10 protein-coding genes are annotated in these 17,339 nt (G+C 64.6%); 5 read left to right on the top strand and 5 right to left on the bottom strand.

Annotated elements, in window-relative coordinates; all coding sequences use genetic code 11:
* Nucleotides 1–19: 19 nt before the first annotated feature.
* Together ACR0JN_RS09465 and ACR0JN_RS09460 are read right to left on the bottom strand one after the other, a co-directional pair.
* The gene (locus ACR0JN_RS09465) at nucleotides 20–250 is read right to left on the bottom strand and encodes a DUF2798 domain-containing protein (RefSeq protein WP_480885307.1); all 231 of its coding nucleotides are present in this window, start codon (nucleotides 248–250) and stop codon (nucleotides 20–22) included.
* A 62-nt stretch (nucleotides 251–312) separates the two neighbouring features.
* On the bottom strand, nucleotides 313–1,068 hold the full coding sequence (locus tag ACR0JN_RS09460; protein WP_480885306.1) for a hydroxypyruvate isomerase family protein: 756 nt from the start codon (nucleotides 1,066–1,068) through the stop codon (nucleotides 313–315).
* Between the two features lie 175 nt (nucleotides 1,069–1,243).
* On the opposite strand from ACR0JN_RS09460, the gene ACR0JN_RS09455 reads away from it, so the two are divergent.
* A complete protein-coding gene (locus ACR0JN_RS09455; RefSeq protein WP_480885305.1) occupies nucleotides 1,244–2,188 on the top strand; it encodes a DMT family transporter in 945 nt (314 codons plus the stop codon).
* Here ACR0JN_RS09455 and ACR0JN_RS09450 read toward each other — a convergent pair.
* Nucleotides 2,174–2,767: a DUF1285 domain-containing protein gene (locus ACR0JN_RS09450; protein ID WP_480885304.1), complete on the bottom strand. Its 594-nt coding sequence runs from the start codon at nucleotides 2,765–2,767 to the stop codon at nucleotides 2,174–2,176. The two genes, ACR0JN_RS09455 and ACR0JN_RS09450, sit on opposite strands and share 15 nt — an antisense overlap.
* Before the next feature lie 52 nt (nucleotides 2,768–2,819).
* Here ACR0JN_RS09450 and ACR0JN_RS09445 point away from each other — a divergent pair, with 52 nt between their 5' ends.
* From ACR0JN_RS09445 to ACR0JN_RS09430, 4 genes are read left to right on the top strand one after another with little or no spacing between them, the layout of a single operon-like run.
* Nucleotides 2,820–3,827, top strand: a complete 1,008-nt coding sequence (locus ACR0JN_RS09445; RefSeq protein ID WP_480885303.1) for an AAA family ATPase — start codon at nucleotides 2,820–2,822, stop codon at nucleotides 3,825–3,827.
* Nucleotides 3,824–4,699 (top strand): DUF58 domain-containing protein, encoded by an 876-nt coding sequence (locus ACR0JN_RS09440; protein WP_480885302.1) that lies wholly within the window; start codon nucleotides 3,824–3,826, stop codon nucleotides 4,697–4,699. Before ACR0JN_RS09445 ends, ACR0JN_RS09440 begins: the two co-directional genes overlap by 4 nt.
* Nucleotides 4,696–7,458, top strand: coding sequence for a DUF4159 domain-containing protein (locus ACR0JN_RS09435; RefSeq protein ID WP_480885494.1), 2,763 nt, complete (start codon nucleotides 4,696–4,698; stop codon nucleotides 7,456–7,458). Before ACR0JN_RS09440 ends, ACR0JN_RS09435 begins: the two co-directional genes overlap by 4 nt.
* Nucleotides 7,455–9,497, top strand: coding sequence for a hypothetical protein (locus tag ACR0JN_RS09430; RefSeq protein ID WP_480885301.1), 2,043 nt, complete (start codon nucleotides 7,455–7,457; stop codon nucleotides 9,495–9,497). Before ACR0JN_RS09435 ends, ACR0JN_RS09430 begins: the two co-directional genes overlap by 4 nt.
* An 88-nt stretch (nucleotides 9,498–9,585) precedes the next feature.
* On the opposite strand, the gene pbpC is transcribed toward ACR0JN_RS09430, so the two are convergent.
* Nucleotides 9,586–11,622: a penicillin-binding protein 1C gene (pbpC, locus tag ACR0JN_RS09425; RefSeq protein WP_480885300.1), complete on the bottom strand. Its 2,037-nt coding sequence runs from the start codon at nucleotides 11,620–11,622 to the stop codon at nucleotides 9,586–9,588.
* A 207-nt stretch (nucleotides 11,623–11,829) separates the two neighbouring features.
* Entirely contained in the window at nucleotides 11,830–17,256 is a 5,427-nt protein-coding gene (locus tag ACR0JN_RS09420; protein ID WP_480885299.1) for an alpha-2-macroglobulin family protein, read from the bottom strand.
* Between the last annotated feature and the right edge of the window lie 83 nt (nucleotides 17,257–17,339).

Genomic DNA, 17,339 nt, shown 5'->3' with positions numbered 1-17,339 from the left:
GGGCCCTCTTCGCAGCGGGTCAGTCCTGCGGTCTGACCATGCGGTTGACCAGCCGTTGCACCGTGGGCCCGAACAGAAGGATCACGATGAAGGCGATGGGCCAGCAGAAGGCCCAGGATGCCATCCAGTCAGCCAACGTATTAGGGCCAAAGCCGATGGCCTTCACCGTCGCGATGCCGGTCACGATACAGGACATCAGGCCCGACATGATCAGGCTGAACACGGCGCGGGCGTAACGGGCTGGGATCATTAAACGCATCCTTTAGGCAGGGACGTCTTCATCTGCGGGATTTTTGCCAAAAAGGCCAGCATTCAGACACGCATCCAGCCAAAACTGTCATGGGTACGGGCTGTTGAGGGTGTGTATTCGGCGCTGACCCAGCCGGAATAGCCCGCATTTTCGAAGGCCGAGAACAGCGAGGCGAAATCCGTTGGCCCGCGACCGGGTTCGGATCGGTCCGGGGCGGCTCCGATCTGGGCGTGGACGACCCTTGGGTGGAAACGGTGCCAAATCTCCAGCGCGTCGCCGTGGATCATATGGGCGTGGAAGCTGTCATATTGCAGACCGACATTGGGGCGATCGACTTGGTCCAGAACCTCGGCGGCCAGATCATAGTCATTCAGGAAGTAATCGGGTTGTGAGACCGGGTTGAGCGGTTCAATGGTGAACTGCTGTTGCGGCGCGAAATCGGCGGCCCATTGCAGGTTCTGAATGAAACTGGCCATGGCCTGCGGCCCCGCGGCATAGCCGGACATGATGTGGATCAGCCTTGGGCGCAGCACCCCGGCATAGCGCAGCACCCGGCGGATGTCGGACCGAAACCGATCCTCGCTGCCGGGAACGGCGGCATAGCCCGGCTGGCCGCCGGTATAATTCGGCGGCGGGGCGTTGATCAGAACCAGTTCTAGCCCGTTGGCCAACAAAGCGCGGCGCGTTTCCTTTGCGGCCAGATCGTAGGGGAACAGGATCTCGACGGCCTCAAAACCGGCCTCGGCAGCGGCGGCAAAGCGGTCGAGATAGGGCTGCTCGGTAAAGAGCAGCGAAAGATTGGCGGCAAATCTGGGCATGAGCGGTCCCGGTCTTCTGGTGGTCAAAGCTTAGCGGGCCGGTCTGTTTCGCGAAAGGGACTGAAAACGACAGATTGTCGAAAATCGGCCAGATCGCCTTGTGCTGATCAGACAGCATCGGGCCACTGCGGCGAATCATTTTAACGACGCCGTGCCAACAAAAGGTTTGATCCCGATGGCTCTGAGCCCTGACCCCGTGCGCGGCACCGCTGTTGCTGTGCCCTATGGACCCGGTTCCGCCCTGACCGGCAACGGTCTGGCGGTGGCCTCGATGCTGGCATGGGCGGCCGGATTTCCGGCGGCTGAGGTTTTGCTGCAAACCTGGCCTCCGGTCGCGCTGCTGCTGGCCCGTGTGGGGCTGGCCGTTGTGATTCTGGTGCCGCTCTGGCTGCTGGTCGATGGACCAGCAAAGGTCTTGCGCGCCCGCTGGGGGCATGCGCTGTTTGTCGGAGGTGTTGGCTTCGGGATTGGGATGTTCCTGATTATTCTGGCGCAAAAGCTGACCGATCCGGTGACGGTGGCCATCATCGCCTCTTGCGCGCCGCTGGTGGCCACATTGCTGGAACTGATGGCTCGCACCCGCCGGTTGCAGTGGAACTTTGCGCTGGGTGTTGTGGTTTCCATCTTTGGCGGGTTGATTGCCACCAGCGCTGTTGCGCCTGCGCAGCTTGGGTTGGGGGCGGCCTGTGCGATTGCCTCGACGGGGTTGTTCTGCTGGGCCAGCATGGCCACGGCCCGCGATTTCCCGGAACTTAGCCAGATCGGGCGGGCAACGATCACCTTCATTGGCGGTTTTGTGATGGCGGGGCTTCTGGTCCTGATCGCGGGCCAGATGGGGATGGACGTTATGCCATCAGCGCCCATCGACGGCTCGCAGATGGGTATGCTGGCGATCTATGCGCTGATCGCCATGGCGCTGAGCCAGGTTCTGTTCATCGCCTCGGTCAGCAAGCTGGGGGTGGCGCTGGCCTCGTTCCACATCAACGTGGCGCCATTTTACGTGATGGTGATCATGGTGATGCTGGGCGAGGAGTGGAACTGGACCCGGGCGCTGGGTGCGGCGATTGTGGCCCTGGCCGTGGTGGTAGCGCAGGACCGGAAATTGTCACAGCCCGTTTAGCGCCTCAGCCGAAATCAACGGAAAGAACTGCCCGCCAGACCAGGCACCGAACCAGCCGTCATGTTCGGTTCCGATATCGACTAGGCGGTAAAAGCTTTTGCGGTCGATGCGCGCCTCAAGGTTGGCGCGTATCAATATATAGGGCGCAGGCTCGTCTGTTTCAGGATGGGTGACAATGCGGATGGGGTGATCCGATCCGGCATCAGCGGTGTCGCCCACATGGGTCGTAAAAGTCAGGGTCTGGCCCTCACCATCCCCATCCCGGTCGAAATCCACCGCCACAAACGGCGCGTCCTCGACGGTGATTCCCACCTTTTCGACCGGCGTAACCAGAAAGAACTTGCCGTCTTCTTTCTTAAGAATTGAGGAAAAAAGCTTCACCAGCTCGAACCTGTTGATGGGCGAGCCTAAATAACTCCATGTGCCATCTTTTGCGATCCGGATGTCCAGATTGCCGCAAAACGGAGGATTCCACAGGTGAACAGGGGGCAAACCTCGCGTTTTGGCGGCTTTGACTGATGCGGCCAGACCATCAGGCGAAGGTTTCACAGGTTTTTGTCCGCTCATTGCTTTTGCCATTTCCTCTCAGCGCGATACACTTCAAACATAATAGTCCACGGAAGGGAAAGTCATGACCGAACCCGCCGACCTCGTGTCCGAGATCGAAGCGCTGGAAAACAAGCTGCAAGAGGCCAAGACCTCGATCACCCGCCGCTTTATCGGGCAGGAGCGGGTTGTCGATCTGACCCTGACCGCGCTTTTGTGTGGCGGGCACGCGTTGCTGATCGGTCTGCCCGGTCTGGGCAAGACGCGTCTGGTGGAAACACTGTCGACGGTGATGGGGCTGCATGGCAACCGCATTCAGTTCACGCCCGACCTGATGCCTGCCGATATTCTCGGGTCCGAGGTCTTGGACACTGCCGACGATGGCAGCCGCCATTTCCGGTTTATTTCCGGACCGATCTTCTGTGAATTGCTGATGGCGGATGAGATCAACCGCGCCAGCCCACGGACGCAATCGGCGCTGCTGCAGGCGATGCAGGAACGCACGGTGACCGTGGCGGGCGAGGATCGCTCGCTTGGCGTGCCGTTCCATGTGCTCGCCACGCAGAACCCGATTGAGCAAGAGGGCACCTATCCGCTGCCCGAGGCGCAGTTGGACCGGTTCCTGGTGCAGGTCGATGTGGAATACCCCGACCGGCAGACCGAACGGGACATTCTGCTGGCCACGACCGGGGTCGAAGAGGAAGACGCCCACCAGATTTTCACCAAAGAGGAATTGCTGGACGCGCAGGTACTGCTGCGGCGCATGCCGGTCGGCGAGTCGGTGGTTGAACTGATCCTCGATCTGGTTCGCGCCTTCCGCCCGGAAGAGGCAGGTGTGTCCGAACGTGTGGCCGAAACCGTGGCCTGGGGCCCTGGCCCCCGCGCGGCGCAGGCGCTGATGATGACGGTGCGGGCGCGTGCGATGTTGCAGGGGAGGCTGGCCCCCAATGCCGAGGATGTGCTGGACATGGCGCGTCCAGTGCTCAGCCACCGGATGGCGCTGAACTTCGCGGCGCGGGCGCGCGGCGACAGCCTGTCTGATCTAATCGAATCCACCGCCGCCGGTCTGATCCGCACCGAGGCTGCGGCGTGAATGCGGCGCTGACCCTTCGCGAACGGTCCGAGGCCGAGGCGTCCCGGCTGCCGCCCCTGTTGGCGCGCGCCGAACATCTGGCCGGTACAGTGCTGCTGGGCGATCACGGACGGCGGCGTTCGGGGATGGGCGATGATTTCTGGCAATACCGCCCCGCTCAGATCGGCGACAGCCGCCGGATGATAGACCACCGCCGCTCGGCGCGAGGGGATCAGCAATTTGTGCGCGAGCGCGAATGGCAGATCGCGCAATCCATCATGCTGTGGGTCGATCAGGGCGCGTCGATGCGCTTTGCCTCGGACAAAAGCCTGCCGACCAAGGCGGATCGCGCCCGGTTGCTGGGGCTGGCCACGGCTATCCTGCTGGTGCGCGGCGGTGAGCGCGTCGGGCTGACTGGCACAACCTTGCCGCCCCGGCGCGGCAACGCGCAGATCATCCGGCTGGCGCAGGCGTGGTCCGAGGATGCGCAGACAGATTATGCCCCCCCGGAGCACCGCGCGATGATCCCACATGCGCGGGCGGTTTTCATATCGGATTTCCTCGGCCCGATGGGTGAGGTTGAACTGGCGCTGACCAAGGCCGCGGACCGGGGGGTGCGCGGGGTTGTTCTGCAGGTACTGGACCCAAGAGAGGAAGATTTCCCCTATCGCGGGCGCACCATCTTCGAAAGCGTCGGCGGCACCCTGCGGCACGAAACCCTCAAGGCGGGGGAATTGCGCGGGCGGTATCTGGACCGCCTTGCGGAACGCAAAGACGCCCTGACGCAACTCTGCCGGGCCACAGGCTGGCGGTTGGGTCTGCATCATACAGGTGACAGCGCGCAGGCGGCTCTGTTGTGGCTCTATCGCGCGCTGGATGGGGGCACGCGATGACGGTTCTGGCGGGCATCGGCTTTACCGCGCCGTGGGTGCTGCTGGGTTTGCTGACCCTGCCGATCCTGTGGTTGATCCTGCGCGCTGTGCCACCCGCGCCGATCCGGCGGCTGTTTCCAGCGGTCACCTTGCTACTGGGCTTGAAGGATGACGAAAGCGTCTCGGACCGCACCCCGTGGTGGCTGTTGCTTCTGCGCATGCTGGCGGCGGCGGCGATCATCATCGGGCTGGCCGGGCCGGTCCTGAACCCCTCGCGCGATCAGACCGGATCGGGGTCGCTCTTGCTGGTGCTGGATGCCAGCTGGGCCGGGGCCACGCGCTGGTCGGCGACGCTGGATCAGATCGACGCGCAACTGACCGAGGCTGGTCGGGCGGGTCGCCCGGTCTCGATCCTGCGCCTGACCGAACCGGAACCGCCGGTGTTTCAGGCGGCTGAGGCATGGCGCAGCCGCCTGCCGGGCCTGACCCCGAACCCATGGCAACCGACCGAGGCGCAGGTCTCGCAGGTGCTGACCGTATTGAACGAGGTTGAGGGCGGGTTCGACACCCATTGGTTCAGCGACCGGTTGAGTTTCGACGGACATGACCGGTTGGTTTCAGCCCTGCAATCGCGCGGCGGCGTGACGGTGTACCGCGCGCCCTCAGCCGCATTGGCGGTGTTGCCCGCCGTGTATCAGGACGGGGTTATCCGGCTGACCGTTCTGCGCGCCGAACCGGGGCCGATGGACATGGTTACGCTGCTTGCGCAGGGTCGCGACCCGGCAGGCACGGCCCGTGTGCTGCAATCGGCCGAGGTGAGTTTCGAGGCTGGCGCGACCGAGGCGCAGATCGACCTTGCCCTACCCTCGGAACTGCGCGCCCGGATCACCCGGTTCGAGATCAGCGGCCAGCGCTCTGCCGGTGCCGTGACGCTGACCGATGACAGCCTGCGGCGGCGTGAGGTTGCGCTGATCGCGGGCACCCTGAACCGCGAAGGGCTGGAACTGCTGTCGCCGCTGCACTACCTGACGCAGGTCCTGATCCCCACGGCGGATTTTGTCGAAGGCGGGTTGCTGGACGTACTGCCCGCGAACCCCGATGTCATAGTCCTGTCCGATGTGGCGCAGATGTCCGACACCGAAGAGGCCGGGCTGATCGAATGGGTCGAACAGGGCGGTCTGCTGCTGCGCTTCGCCGGTCCGCGCATGGCCGCCAGCGATCTGGGGCGCGATGAAGAAGACACGCTTTTGCCCGCCCGTCTGCGCACCGGAGGCCGAACGGTTGGCGGCGCGATGAGCTGGGGTGAGGCCAAGACGCTTGCACCCTTCCCCGAGACCTCTCCTTTCTATGGCTTGCAGATCCCGGATGATGTTGTGGTGTCCACGCAGGTTATGGCGCAACCAGACCCTAATCTGGCGGATCGGGTGATTGCGTCGCTGTCCGATGGCACCCCTCTGGTCACGCGCAAGGCGCTGGGGCTGGGGCAGGTGGTGCTGTTCCATGTGACCGCGGATGCGGAATGGTCCAGCCTGCCGCTATCAGGGCTGTTCGTCGAAATGCTGGACCGGTTGGCCGTGGCCTCTGCCGCGAAATCCCGGCAGGTGGCACAGTTGCAGGGCACCACATGGGAGCCGGTGCAGATCATGGACGGGTTCGGCACCCTGTCCGATGCGGGCAATCTGGCCGGCGTGGATGGCGTGGAACTGGTGTCCGGCCAGCTTGGGCCGGACCTGCGACCGGGCCTCTATGAAAGCGGCAAGCAGAAACTGGCGTTGAATGTCCTGGCTGAGGATGCGGTGCTGCAAGCGGCGGTCTGGCCTTCGGACGTGCCGATCAAGGGGCAGGAGGTCACGACCGAAACGCCCTTGGGTGGTATCCTTCTAAGTCTGGCGCTGATCCTGTTGACAGTGGATGTGATCGCCTCGCTAGCTCTGTCCGGACGGCTGGGTCTGGCGCGCGCGGCGGCGGTGGCTTTGGGTGCTGTGATGTTGGCGCCCGAGGCGCAGGCGCAAACGCCGGATGAGACAGATTTTGCACTCGCGGCAACGCATGAGCTGGTTCTGGCCCATGTGCTGACCGGCGACGCGCAGGTGGACGACATCGCGCAGGCCGGGCTGCGCGGGCTGGCGCAGACGCTGTTTTACCGCACCTCGGTCGAACCCGCCGACCCCATCGGCGTCGATCTGGAACGTGACGAGTTGGCATTCTTCCCGCTGCTTTATTGGCCAATCACCCCGGATCAGCCGCAACCCTCGACCGAGGCTTATGCTAAGCTGAACGCCTATCTGCGCTCGGGCGGGATGATCCTGTTCGACACACGCGACGCTGATATCGCCGGGTTCGGGGCCTCCAGCCCGAACGGGCGCAAGCTGCAGCAACTGGCAGCACCGTTGAATATCCCTGCATTAGAGCCGATTCCGCGCGATCACGTGCTGACCCGCACCTTCTACCTGCTGCAGGATTTCCCGGGCCGGTACGCAGGCACCGAGGTTTGGGTCGAAGCCGCGCCGATGGATGCGGAACAGATCGAGGGCATGCCTTTCCGAAATCTCAACGACAACGTGACGCCTGTGGTGATCGGGGGCAATGACTGGGCTGGGGCCTGGGCTGTGGATCGCAACGGGCAGGCGCTGCTGCCGGTCGGGCGTGGTTATGCGGGCGAGCGTCAACGCGAACTGGCCAATCGTTTTGGCGTCAATCTGGTGATGCACGTGCTGACCGGGAATTACAAATCCGATCAGGTGCACGTGCCCGCCCTTCTGGACAGGTTGGGACAATGACAGGAACCGTCATCTTTGACCCGCTGATCCCATGGCCCGTGCTGGCCATCGTGGCGGCCATTGCGGTTGCAGGCATTATTCTGGCCCTGTGGCGCGGCCTGTCCGGCTGGGCCTTGCGGGGTCTGGCGGCGCTGGTCGTGATCGCGGCCTTGACCGGCCCGGTTTATCAGGTCGAAGACCGCGCGCCGCTGACCGACATCGTCCTGATGATCGAGGATGAAAGCGCCAGCCAGACGCTGGCCGACCGCGCCGATCAGACGGCTGAAGCAGCCGAGGCTTTGGCCGCTGAAATCGAATCCCGCGACAACACCGAACTGCGCCGCATTCGAGTTGGCGACAGCGACGGGGATGAAGGCACGCAGGTCATGGCCACGCTGAACGCCGCCTTGGCCGAGGAACCGCGTGCACGCATCGCGGGCATTCTCGTGGTCTCGGACGGCATCGTGCATGATGTCGATCAGGCCCCAGACCTGCCTGCGCCGATGCATCTGCTGCAAACCGGGCGCGACAGCGACTGGGATCGCCGCCTGATCGTGCGCAACGCCCCGGCCTTTGCCATTATCGGCGAGCCGGTGACGCTGACCCTGCGCGTCGAGGACAGCGGGGCCGCCCCGGCCGGGGCTACAACCGCGCCGCTGGAAATCTCGGTCGACGGGGGTGAGCCCGACCAATTCAGCATCCCCATCGGGCTGGATGTCGAATTGCCGATCACACTGCCCCATGGCGGGCGCAACGTGATCCAGTTCTCGGTGCCGCAGGCCGAGGGCGAGTTGACCGACCGCAACAACACCGCGCTGATCCAGATGAACGGGGTCCGCGACCGATTGCGCGTGCTGCTGGTCTCGGGCGAGCCGCATCCGGGCGGGCGGACATGGCGCAATCTGCTGAAATCCGACAGTTCTGTCGATTTGGTGCATTTCACCATCCTGCGCCCGCCTGAAAAGCAGGACGGTGTGCCGGTGGATGAACTGTCGCTGATCGCCTTCCCAACGCGCGAGCTGTTTCTGGAAAAGATCAACGATTTCGACCTGATCATCTTTGACCGCTACAAACGCCGCGGCATCCTGCCCGCGATCTATCTGGACAACGTCACCAACTATATCAACGACGGCGGCGCTGTGCTGATCGCCGCCGGGCCCGATTTCGCGACGGCGGACAGCATCTTCCGCTCGCCTCTGGCCCCGATCCTGCCCGCCCAGCCTTCGGCGCGGGTGATCGAAGAACGCTATGTGCCGATGGTCAGTGACCTCGGCCATCGCCATCCTGTGACAACCAATCTGGGCGATTCCGAGGATTGGGGCGCATGGCTGCGGCAAGTCGACGTGAAACATCGCTCGGGCGAGGTTCTGATGACCGGGGTCGACGAACGCCCGCTGCTGGTTCTGGACCGCGTGGGTGAGGGTCGCGTTGCCATGCTGGCCTCGGATCACGCCTGGCTGTGGAGCCGAGGGTTCGAGGGCGGTGGGCCGCAACTGGAACTGCTGCGCCGTCTGGCCCACTGGATGATGAAAGAGCCCGAGTTAGAGGAAGAGGCGCTGTGGGCCGATGCCAACGGCCAGTCCATGCGCATCATCCGCCAGACCCTTGAGGATGAGGTCGGCCCCGTGACAATCACCCGTCCGAACGGCGAAACGCTTGAGGTGACGCTGGATGAGGTCTCACCGGGCCGGTTCGAGGCGCAGTATTTCGGGCCCGAGATCGGCCTGTATCGCCTGCAAGAGGGCGACCATATGGCGGTGATCGGCCTCGGCCCCGCCGCCCCCCGGGAATTTGAGCGCACCATAGCGACGGGAGAGGTTCTGGAACCCGTTCTGGCCGCGATGCGCGGCGGTGTCATTCGGCTGGAGGACGGGTTGCCGTCGATCCGCAACGTCCGCGCCGGACGGCCTGCGGCCGGGCGCGGCTGGATCGGCCTGACGCCGCGCAACGCTTATGAGACGCGCGATGTCACGCAGGCCGGGCTGTTGCCGCCCTGGCTGGTCCTGCTGCTGGCGGGTGGCTTCCTGCTGGGCGGCTGGTTGCGCGAGGGGCGTCGCTAGGGCGCTGTGCGTTTGATGTGAATCGAAATGCGCTGCCTCTGCCTTCGGTCGACCGCGCATTTCGATAGGCTGGTTCAAATAAAACGTCCTATTCGATCCGGACCGAGACTCGATCCGACCGGCCCTGTGCATCCACCACCACCAGTGCGGCAAATCCGGGCCCGGGATTGGGAATTTCAAACTCGCGCTGGCGCTGGCCGGTCAGCACCGGAACCCCATCGGCCAGAACTGAAAACGGCCCGACGCCACCGCGCAGTTTGACCGTCAGGGGCGCGCCGTTGGTCTCTAACACCGCACGATCCGGGGGAAACAGCAGGTCAGGGGCCGCAGGATCAGCCTCAAACGCGGCCCCGCGCGGGCGGAAGCGCTGCAATGGCTGCGGCAATTGCGCCGCGCCCACGATCAAGGTCGATGGCGGCGGGGGCGGCAATGGGTCCAGCGTGGGTTTCAGGTGTCCGAACGCCTCAAACAGCAGCGGGGCGGCAAGGTCGCCTCCAAACGCGCCCGGAACCGGGGTTCCATCGGCGCGGCCCAGCCAGACACCGATCACGTGCTGCCCGTCGAAGCCAATCGCCCAGGCATCCCGGTGCCCGTAAGAGGTGCCGGTCTTATAGGCCAATCCGTTGGACGACGCGCCTGGCGGCGGTGTGAGACCCGCGAGGATATCCCCGACCTGCCAGGCAGAGGTTTCGGACAGGATGCGTTCGGTCGTTGCGGTGTCCGCCAGCATGTCAGAGTGCAGCATCGGACTTTGCCCGCCCGCCGCCAGCGCCGCATAGAGTTGGACCAGATCGTGCAGGCTCAGGCCCACACCGCCCAGCGAAACAGCCAACCCCGGCGCACCGCCGCTCAGGCGCGGATCGGTCCCGGCATCCCGCAGCGCGGCCATCACGCGGGCCGGTCCCAGCTCGTGCGTCAGGCGCACGACGGGGATGTTCAGCGACATTTGCAGTGCTTCTCGCACCCGCAAATCGCCTCGGAACACACCATCGAAATTGCGCGGTGCATAGCGTCCAAACATCACCGGGCTGTCGCTGATCAGCGTTTCGGGATGCGCAAGCCCCTGATCGAAGGCCAGTCCGTAAATCAACGGTTTCAACGTCGATCCCGGCGAACGAAGCGCGCGGGTCATGTCCACGAACCCTTGCCGTGCATCCTGATAACCCGCCGACCCGACCGAGGCCAGAATCTCTCCGCTTTGATGATCCACCACCATCAGCGCGCCGGACACACGGGGGCCAGCGCGCGATGCCGCTTGGGCGACCAATGGTTCAAGCCGGGCCTGCAGGTCCGCGTTCAAGGTCAGATCGTGGGTGCTGACCTCGGGGTTTTGGCGTTGCGCGCGCTCGGTCAGATGTGGGGCGAGGCGCGAGAAGGGGGTCATCTGTGCGGACATCGCTTCGGTCAGCGCGCTGCGCGTCTCGGACGCCGACAGAACCCCGTAGCGCTGCATCCGGTTCAGCACGCGATCCCGCGCGTCGCGCGCTATGTCAGGGTTGCGGTCGGGCCGCCGGGCCTCGGGCGATTGCGGCAGTGCGATCAGCAGCGCGGCCTGCGCCGGGGTCAGGCGCGCCGGGTCTTTGCCGAACCATGCGCGGGTTCCGGCGCGGATGCCTTCGAGATTGCCGCCATAGGGCGCATGGGTCAGATAGAGGTTCAGAATCTGCTGTTTGCTCAGCCGCCTCTCCAGCGCCAATGCGACCCTAATCTGGCGGATTTTACCGCTCCACCGCCCGGTTGACCCATCCTCGATCAGTCGCGCGACCTGCATGGTCAGGGTCGATCCGCCGGAGACCACACGCCCGTTCCAAAGCGATTGCCCTGCGGCGCGCAACACCGCAACCGGATCGACACCTGCGTGGGTCAGGAACCGCTTATCCTCGTACCGGATCAGCATGTCGGTGAAGGACGGATCGACCGGGCCGGATCGCAGCCGCCAGATGCCGTCCTCGACCGGGAAAACGCGCAGTAGCGCCCCGTTGCGGTCGCGCATTTCGACCGATGTTTCGGCCAGAACCGGCGGCAGAACGGTTGCACCCACCCAATCCTCTGCCCGGTCCCGCGCGAAACCGGCCAGGTAAAGCAGCCCCGCAAGGGCCAGTAGCCAGCGCGAGGGACTAGGCATCGACCCATCCCTCCCACAAATCCGGGCAGTGGGTGCCAAGGCCTGAGATGTGGATGGTCAGTTCCGTCCGGTGGTTTGCCGAAGTACAGAGAAACGTTTCGTCGCTCAACCGTGTGTACACCCGATCGAGCCGCCCCACGGCGCGGCGGTCAGTGCCCTGCCGGTCCAAACGTCGCCCATGGGCGGTGGCTATGGGGGCTCTGCCAGTCATCTGACCTCGACGCGGCCGGTGTCGGTTCGGGCGCGGTTTTGCGGGCGGTACATATCCTCGACCGAGGCTGCCGGGTGGTGGAACTCTCCGGGCGTAACCGCGCGGGCCACATAGGCCAGTGTCACCGTGCGGCGATCGGTCAGGTCGACGGCGGCCAGAAACCGGTCCGAGCGGAACTCGGTATGGGTGGCCTCGGACAGGTCGAGCCAGTCGAGCGACCGCACATCGCCCGAGCGCAGCAGGCTGGGGTTGTCGATCTCGATCCCCGCCGCCAGCGGGTCGTCCACCATCAGCCGTGCACCACCGGACTCGAACGGTGTGACCGTCAGAACGGTCACGAACCGGTCGCCGACTGCGAAGGCGGACGGGTCAAGCGGTTCCCCTTCCATCGAGTAATAGGCGCGCTGGATCGCATAACCGGTCCCCCCCGCCGGAGGCGCGGTTTCCGGGATGCCGGTGACGGTCAAGGTGATGTCCGTGGGGCTTCCATTTACGGCGGTGATGTTCAGTTCCTCTGCGTTTGTGCTGCCCAGAACCTGCACGAAGGGGCCATCAACTGGCGCGCCATTGACCAGCAGGCCCGAGCCAGCGGGGTCCGAGACCAGCGCATGCGCTGCCAGCAGCGACCACGCGGATTCTTGTGTGGACAGATACGCGCCGCCTGCGGCGACCCGTTGGATCAGGGCGTCGCGATCTACCGCCTCGCTTCCGGCATCCACGACCAGTGTCAGCAGCCCCGCCGCATCGCGCAGGTTGGTGCCGTAATCTGCGCGCCAGTATGTCTGGGCTTGATCGGGTTGTCGCGCCAGCATTTGAGCGGCGCGAGCGAACATGGCATCCGCGCGCCTCTGATCGCCATAAGAGGCCAGCGCCGCGCCCAGTTGGGCGGCGGCGAGGGGGGTGTCGAAAGCCTCACCCTTCACATCCGCATAATAGCGCAGATCGCCCATGGCGGCGGCGCCCTCGCGCGCCAGAACCATCAGCGCATAGGCGATGTCCTGCCCGCCCGCGTCGAAATCAGGCGCATAGTTGATGCGGTTGCGCAGGTTATCCATGGCCTGCGCAAAAGCGCGATCCGGGACGGTATGTCCCTGCACCCGCGCGCGCGACAGGAAATCGGTCACGTAAGCATCCAGCCAGAAATCACCGCTGCCCGCGCGCCAGAGGCCAAATGCCCCGTTCGAGGCCTGCCGCGACAGGATGCTGCGGATCGAAGTGCCGATGCGCTGATCCATCGCCGGTCCGTCGCCGAGCCCCGAGGCCTGAGCGACCGAGGACAGGTACAAGAGCGGCAGCGCTTGGCTGGTGATCTGCTCGGTGCAGCCATAGGGGTAGCGGTCCAGCCGGTCCAGCAGGCCGGGTGTGTTGAATTTAGCCAGCGGTCCGGCAGACAGGATCGCTTTGGCTGAACCGGGCCGGAACCCGTCAAAGACATCCTGCGAGAACAAGAAACTGTCGCCGGAGCCCAGCGATAACCGTCGAGTTAGAGCCACAATCGGGTCATTCTCGCGCATTGGCATCCGCAAAGTTTGACTCAGGTCGCGCCCGTCCGGCGTAGTGATGGACAGGCTGATTTCGGGATCGCCAACCGCAGTGGCGCGGAGCGGGATGTCGAACACGGCCTTGCCGCCCTCTTCTAGGGTAAAGCTGGTGGGGGCCTGTCCCAGCTCCAGTCCGCCTGACGAGGCCAGCCTCAGCGCCATCTCACCCGCGCGGCCATCGGCATGCACGATTTCCAGCAGCATCCGGCTTTGATCACCAGGGGCCAGAAAGCGCGGCAGGCTGGCAGTGACGACCACCGGGTCGCGGACGATCATCTCGGCCTCAGCCTGTCCGACCGCCGCCTTTGACCACGCCACTGCCATCAGACGCACGGTGCCGTTGAATGCGGGCAGTGGGATATCGACCTCGGCCTCTCCGTTGGCGTCAACCTGAACGGGGCCGCGGAACACGGCCATCAGGTCCTGCGTCGGCGGCGGAGACTCACGCCGCAGTCCGTTATCGGCGTCGCCACCAGAACGGACCTTGCCCATCGCTCCGTTCATGCCGTCGATCAGGCGGCCATAGACATCCCGCAGGTCCACACCCAGCCGTCGCTGGCCGAAGTAATGCGCCTGCGGGTCGGGGCTTTCGAACCCTGTCAGGTTCAGGATACCCACATCCACGGCGGCCAGTGCCAGCCAGACCGGGTCGCCTTCGTTCGTCTTTTCGACCCTGATACGGGCCTTTTGCGTCTGGCGCGGGGACGTGATGGCTGGGACATCAATCGTCACGTCCAGCTTGCGCCCCACCGGATCAACAGCGGCGTGGGCCACGCCCAGGGCCCGCGCGGGGTTCTGCCCGGCGGTCACATCCATGGGCCGGATCACGGTCGCGGTGACATAGGCTCCGGTGCCCCAATCTTGCGTGACCTCGATGGGGATGACCGTTTCGCCTTCGGGCACATCGATCATCCGGCGCTGGATCAGGCGGTTCGACAGAACCTCGATCTGCGCGACGCCCGCCATGCGCGGAACGATGCGCAACTGCGCCGTGTCGCCCGCACGATAGGTGTCGCGATCCAGCGACATCTCCAACCGGTCCGGCGTGGTCGAGGCGTCGCCGCCCTGATGCCAGCCCGCGTAGAAATCCACCGCCGTTTCGGCATAGGCCCCATCCACGCTTTGCACCACCAGCTCATACCGGCCCCAATCGACCGGTTGCGTCAGTGTCAGCGGGTCTGACGTATAGTCGACCTCCCCCGTGGCGATGCGCGTGCGGCGCGTGGTGGGTTCCCAGTTCCAGTTGCCGTACAGTTGATACCACTGATAGCGCGTCTCGACCCGGTTCAGGGTCCAGCGCAGGCGCATCGGGCTGGGGGTCAGATCGGGCGACAGACCGATGATCTGGAACGCGGCCTCGGTGCCTTCGGGGATCACATCGTCGAACAGGCGTTTGACGCCGATCATCGGCTGTGAGGGTTGGACGGGGGCGACCAATCGGCGCTCGACCGGGCGGCCAGATCCGTCGGCCAATCGTGCGATCACGGTCGCCTCAACAGGTCTGCCTTCGGTCTCTAGCACGGGGACTTTCACTGCGACCGTGGCCTGACCAGCGGCATCCGTGCGGGCATCGCCGAAATAAGTGCTCTTGGTCTGAACGACGGCGTCGTAGCGACCAAAATGGTAACCTTCGAACCCCGGAACGGTGTCCGAAGCGCGGGCGATCACCTGCCCGTCGATGCTCAGATCCGCGCCCGGCGCGCCAAACAGATACCGCGCGTCGATCTGCAAGGGCGGGCTGTCGCCGGGGCGCAGGGGGGCGTCGGGCAGGGACAGGGTGAAATCGATGCGCTCCGGCAGGAAATCTTCGACCAGCACGGTTTGGCGGGCCAGAGCGTTGCCTTTGGGATCGGATTTGACCTCAATCTTCCAGGCCCCGCGCGGGGCATCTGCGGCAACGGGCAGGGCAAACACATGCCCTCCGCCGACGCCGCCATCCGAGACGATGCGGCGGTATTCCACCCCATCCGGGCGATACAGGATAGCGGTTAGTGGTAGGCCTTCGATGGCCTGCGCCTCGGCATCGCGGGAAAGGGCGGTGAGGTGGATCACCTCTCCGGCACGGTATGCGCCCCGGTCGGTGGTCAGGAACACATCGACCGGGCCCGCTGGCGCGCGCCCTTCGACGCCGCGATCGGACAGGTCAAAGGCCGGGTCGGTCAGGGACAGGAAGCTGAAATCCTGATCGCCATCGGCGGCCATAACCAGCGCAGGCGCGCTGGCCCCGGTGCCCCGGGTCAGGCCGGGTTCGAACCTTGCATAGCCGGTGGCATCGGTCCGCGCATTGGCAATCACCGCGTTGGCCTTGGAGACCAGAGAGACCTCGACCCCCGCGCGCGGCAGGGCATCGTGCAACCCGCGCACCGTCACATGCAGACCATCGGTTCCCAGCGCCGTGCTGACACCCAGATCGGTCAGCACGAACCACTGCGTCGCGCCGGGTTCGTCATAAGGATCGGCCCCCGGAACCCGCGCCGTCAGTGCATAGATGCCCGCGGGCTGGTCCTTGATCGCCTCGGCCATCGGCAGGCGGGCGGTCATGGTCTGGTTCAACTGGCTTGGGACCTCGGCGGTGCCGGACCAGATATCCTCGGCGATCTCGTCCGAGAATTCGCGCTCTTGCCACTGGCTGAGCGGGCGGCCAAAGAAATCCTGTTGCACCGCGCGCAGCAGGTTGCGGTCACTGACGCGCCGCAGGGTCAGGTCCAGTTCCGACAGGTTGACGGTTTCCACCGGCAGGGCAGCGTCGGCGGATTTAGGCAACACATAGCTACGCCCCGGAAACCGGACCGATGGCGCGCGGTCGCGCACGTAATGGGTCAGGTCCACATTGCGGTTCAGCACCTCGCCCGAGGCCGCAGGCAGGCCCGCGCGCAGGGTCAGCCGGTACCGTTCACCATGCGCCACGCCGTCGACACACAGGCCTGAACCGTCGACTTGCACGATCAACCCTTCGTCACCGCGCTGCACGAAGGGGTCATAATCGACCCCCGCCTTCACCAGTGGTTCCGAGAATGTGATGCAGATGCGCGGGGCCTCGGCATTGCTTTCCACCGTGCTGTCCAGCACCCGGAAGCCGTATTTCCCGATAGCGTCATTCAGCGCGGCCAGCACATCCTCGCGCGGTTGCAGTTGTTCGGCCAGCCGCAGAACCGGGATCATGTCGCGGCCACGCTCTACCTGTTCCAGCGCTTGTGCAAGCGTCATCAACGCGGCGATCTGAGTGCCGGGGGCTTCGGCCCGAAGATACCCGTTCACCGCCGCATTCAGCGCGCGGGTGCGGAGCGCGCGCTTTTCGTTCCAGTCCGAGGAATTCATCGCCAGCAACAGCCGCGCATACTCGACCCACAAATCCGGTGCATCGCTGAGCGAAACCGCAACCCCGGTCCACTGCATTGCCTGAGTCACGTTTCCGGCACTGCGCGCCGCATCCAGAACGGTTTTCAGATCGTATCCACCAGCGGGATGAACAAAGCCCAAATCCCGCGACTGTTTTCCGGCCTGGATCAGATCGGCGTCTCGCAGGATGTCCAGCGCATCTGCATGCGTTTTGCCCAATGTTAGGGTCGATTCAGTGGTCAGAACCTTTCGGGCCGACACCGCGCCCTCATAGGCTTCCTCACGGTTCACGCCGCTTTTGGGAAAGCAGGCGTTGGACCGGGCGTTATAGGTGAAGGCCGTACACAGATTATTGGCCGAGCAGGCCTGAATGCAGGATTTCAGGTCCGTATCGAACAGTGCATCCAGGTCCGAGCCATAAAAGTCCGCATCCCGCGTGGCGATATAGCGGAACTCGGGCACCGCGTTTTGCGCCCAGACGGTAGCGGGAAGAATGAGATGCAGAAAAACGTAAGTGGTTGAAATCAGGGCAAAGCGGTGCATTGCGGCCTCCTCTTTGTCATCAGCCTTGCATGGCGCGCGCCGGTTGCGCAACGGCTTAAACACTTTTTCACGCTCTGCCGCGA

The organism is Ruegeria sp. G12, from assembly GCF_056533565.1.
This window is presented reverse-complemented; position numbering and strand designations above follow the sequence as displayed.

Bases quoted from the DNA above. Each gene is read 5' to 3' on its own strand.
- ACR0JN_RS09465 (WP_480885307.1), bottom strand. From the start codon at position 250: ATGATCCCAGCCCGTTACGCCCGCGCCGTGTTCAGCCTGATCATGTCG.
- ACR0JN_RS09420 (WP_480885299.1), bottom strand. From the start codon at position 17,256: ATGCACCGCTTTGCCCTGATTTCAACCACTTACGTTTTTCTGCATCTC.
- pbpC (WP_480885300.1), bottom strand. From the start codon at position 11,622: ATGCCTAGTCCCTCGCGCTGGCTACTGGCCCTTGCGGGGCTGCTTTAC.
- ACR0JN_RS09455 (WP_480885305.1), top strand. From the start codon at position 1,244: ATGGCTCTGAGCCCTGACCCCGTGCGCGGCACCGCTGTTGCTGTGCCC.
- ACR0JN_RS09430 (WP_480885301.1), top strand. From the start codon at position 7,455: ATGACAGGAACCGTCATCTTTGACCCGCTGATCCCATGGCCCGTGCTG.
- ACR0JN_RS09460 (WP_480885306.1), bottom strand. From the start codon at position 1,068: ATGCCCAGATTTGCCGCCAATCTTTCGCTGCTCTTTACCGAGCAGCCC.
- ACR0JN_RS09435 (WP_480885494.1), top strand. From the start codon at position 4,696: ATGACGGTTCTGGCGGGCATCGGCTTTACCGCGCCGTGGGTGCTGCTG.
- ACR0JN_RS09445 (WP_480885303.1), top strand. From the start codon at position 2,820: ATGACCGAACCCGCCGACCTCGTGTCCGAGATCGAAGCGCTGGAAAAC.
- ACR0JN_RS09450 (WP_480885304.1), bottom strand. From the start codon at position 2,767: ATGGCAAAAGCAATGAGCGGACAAAAACCTGTGAAACCTTCGCCTGAT.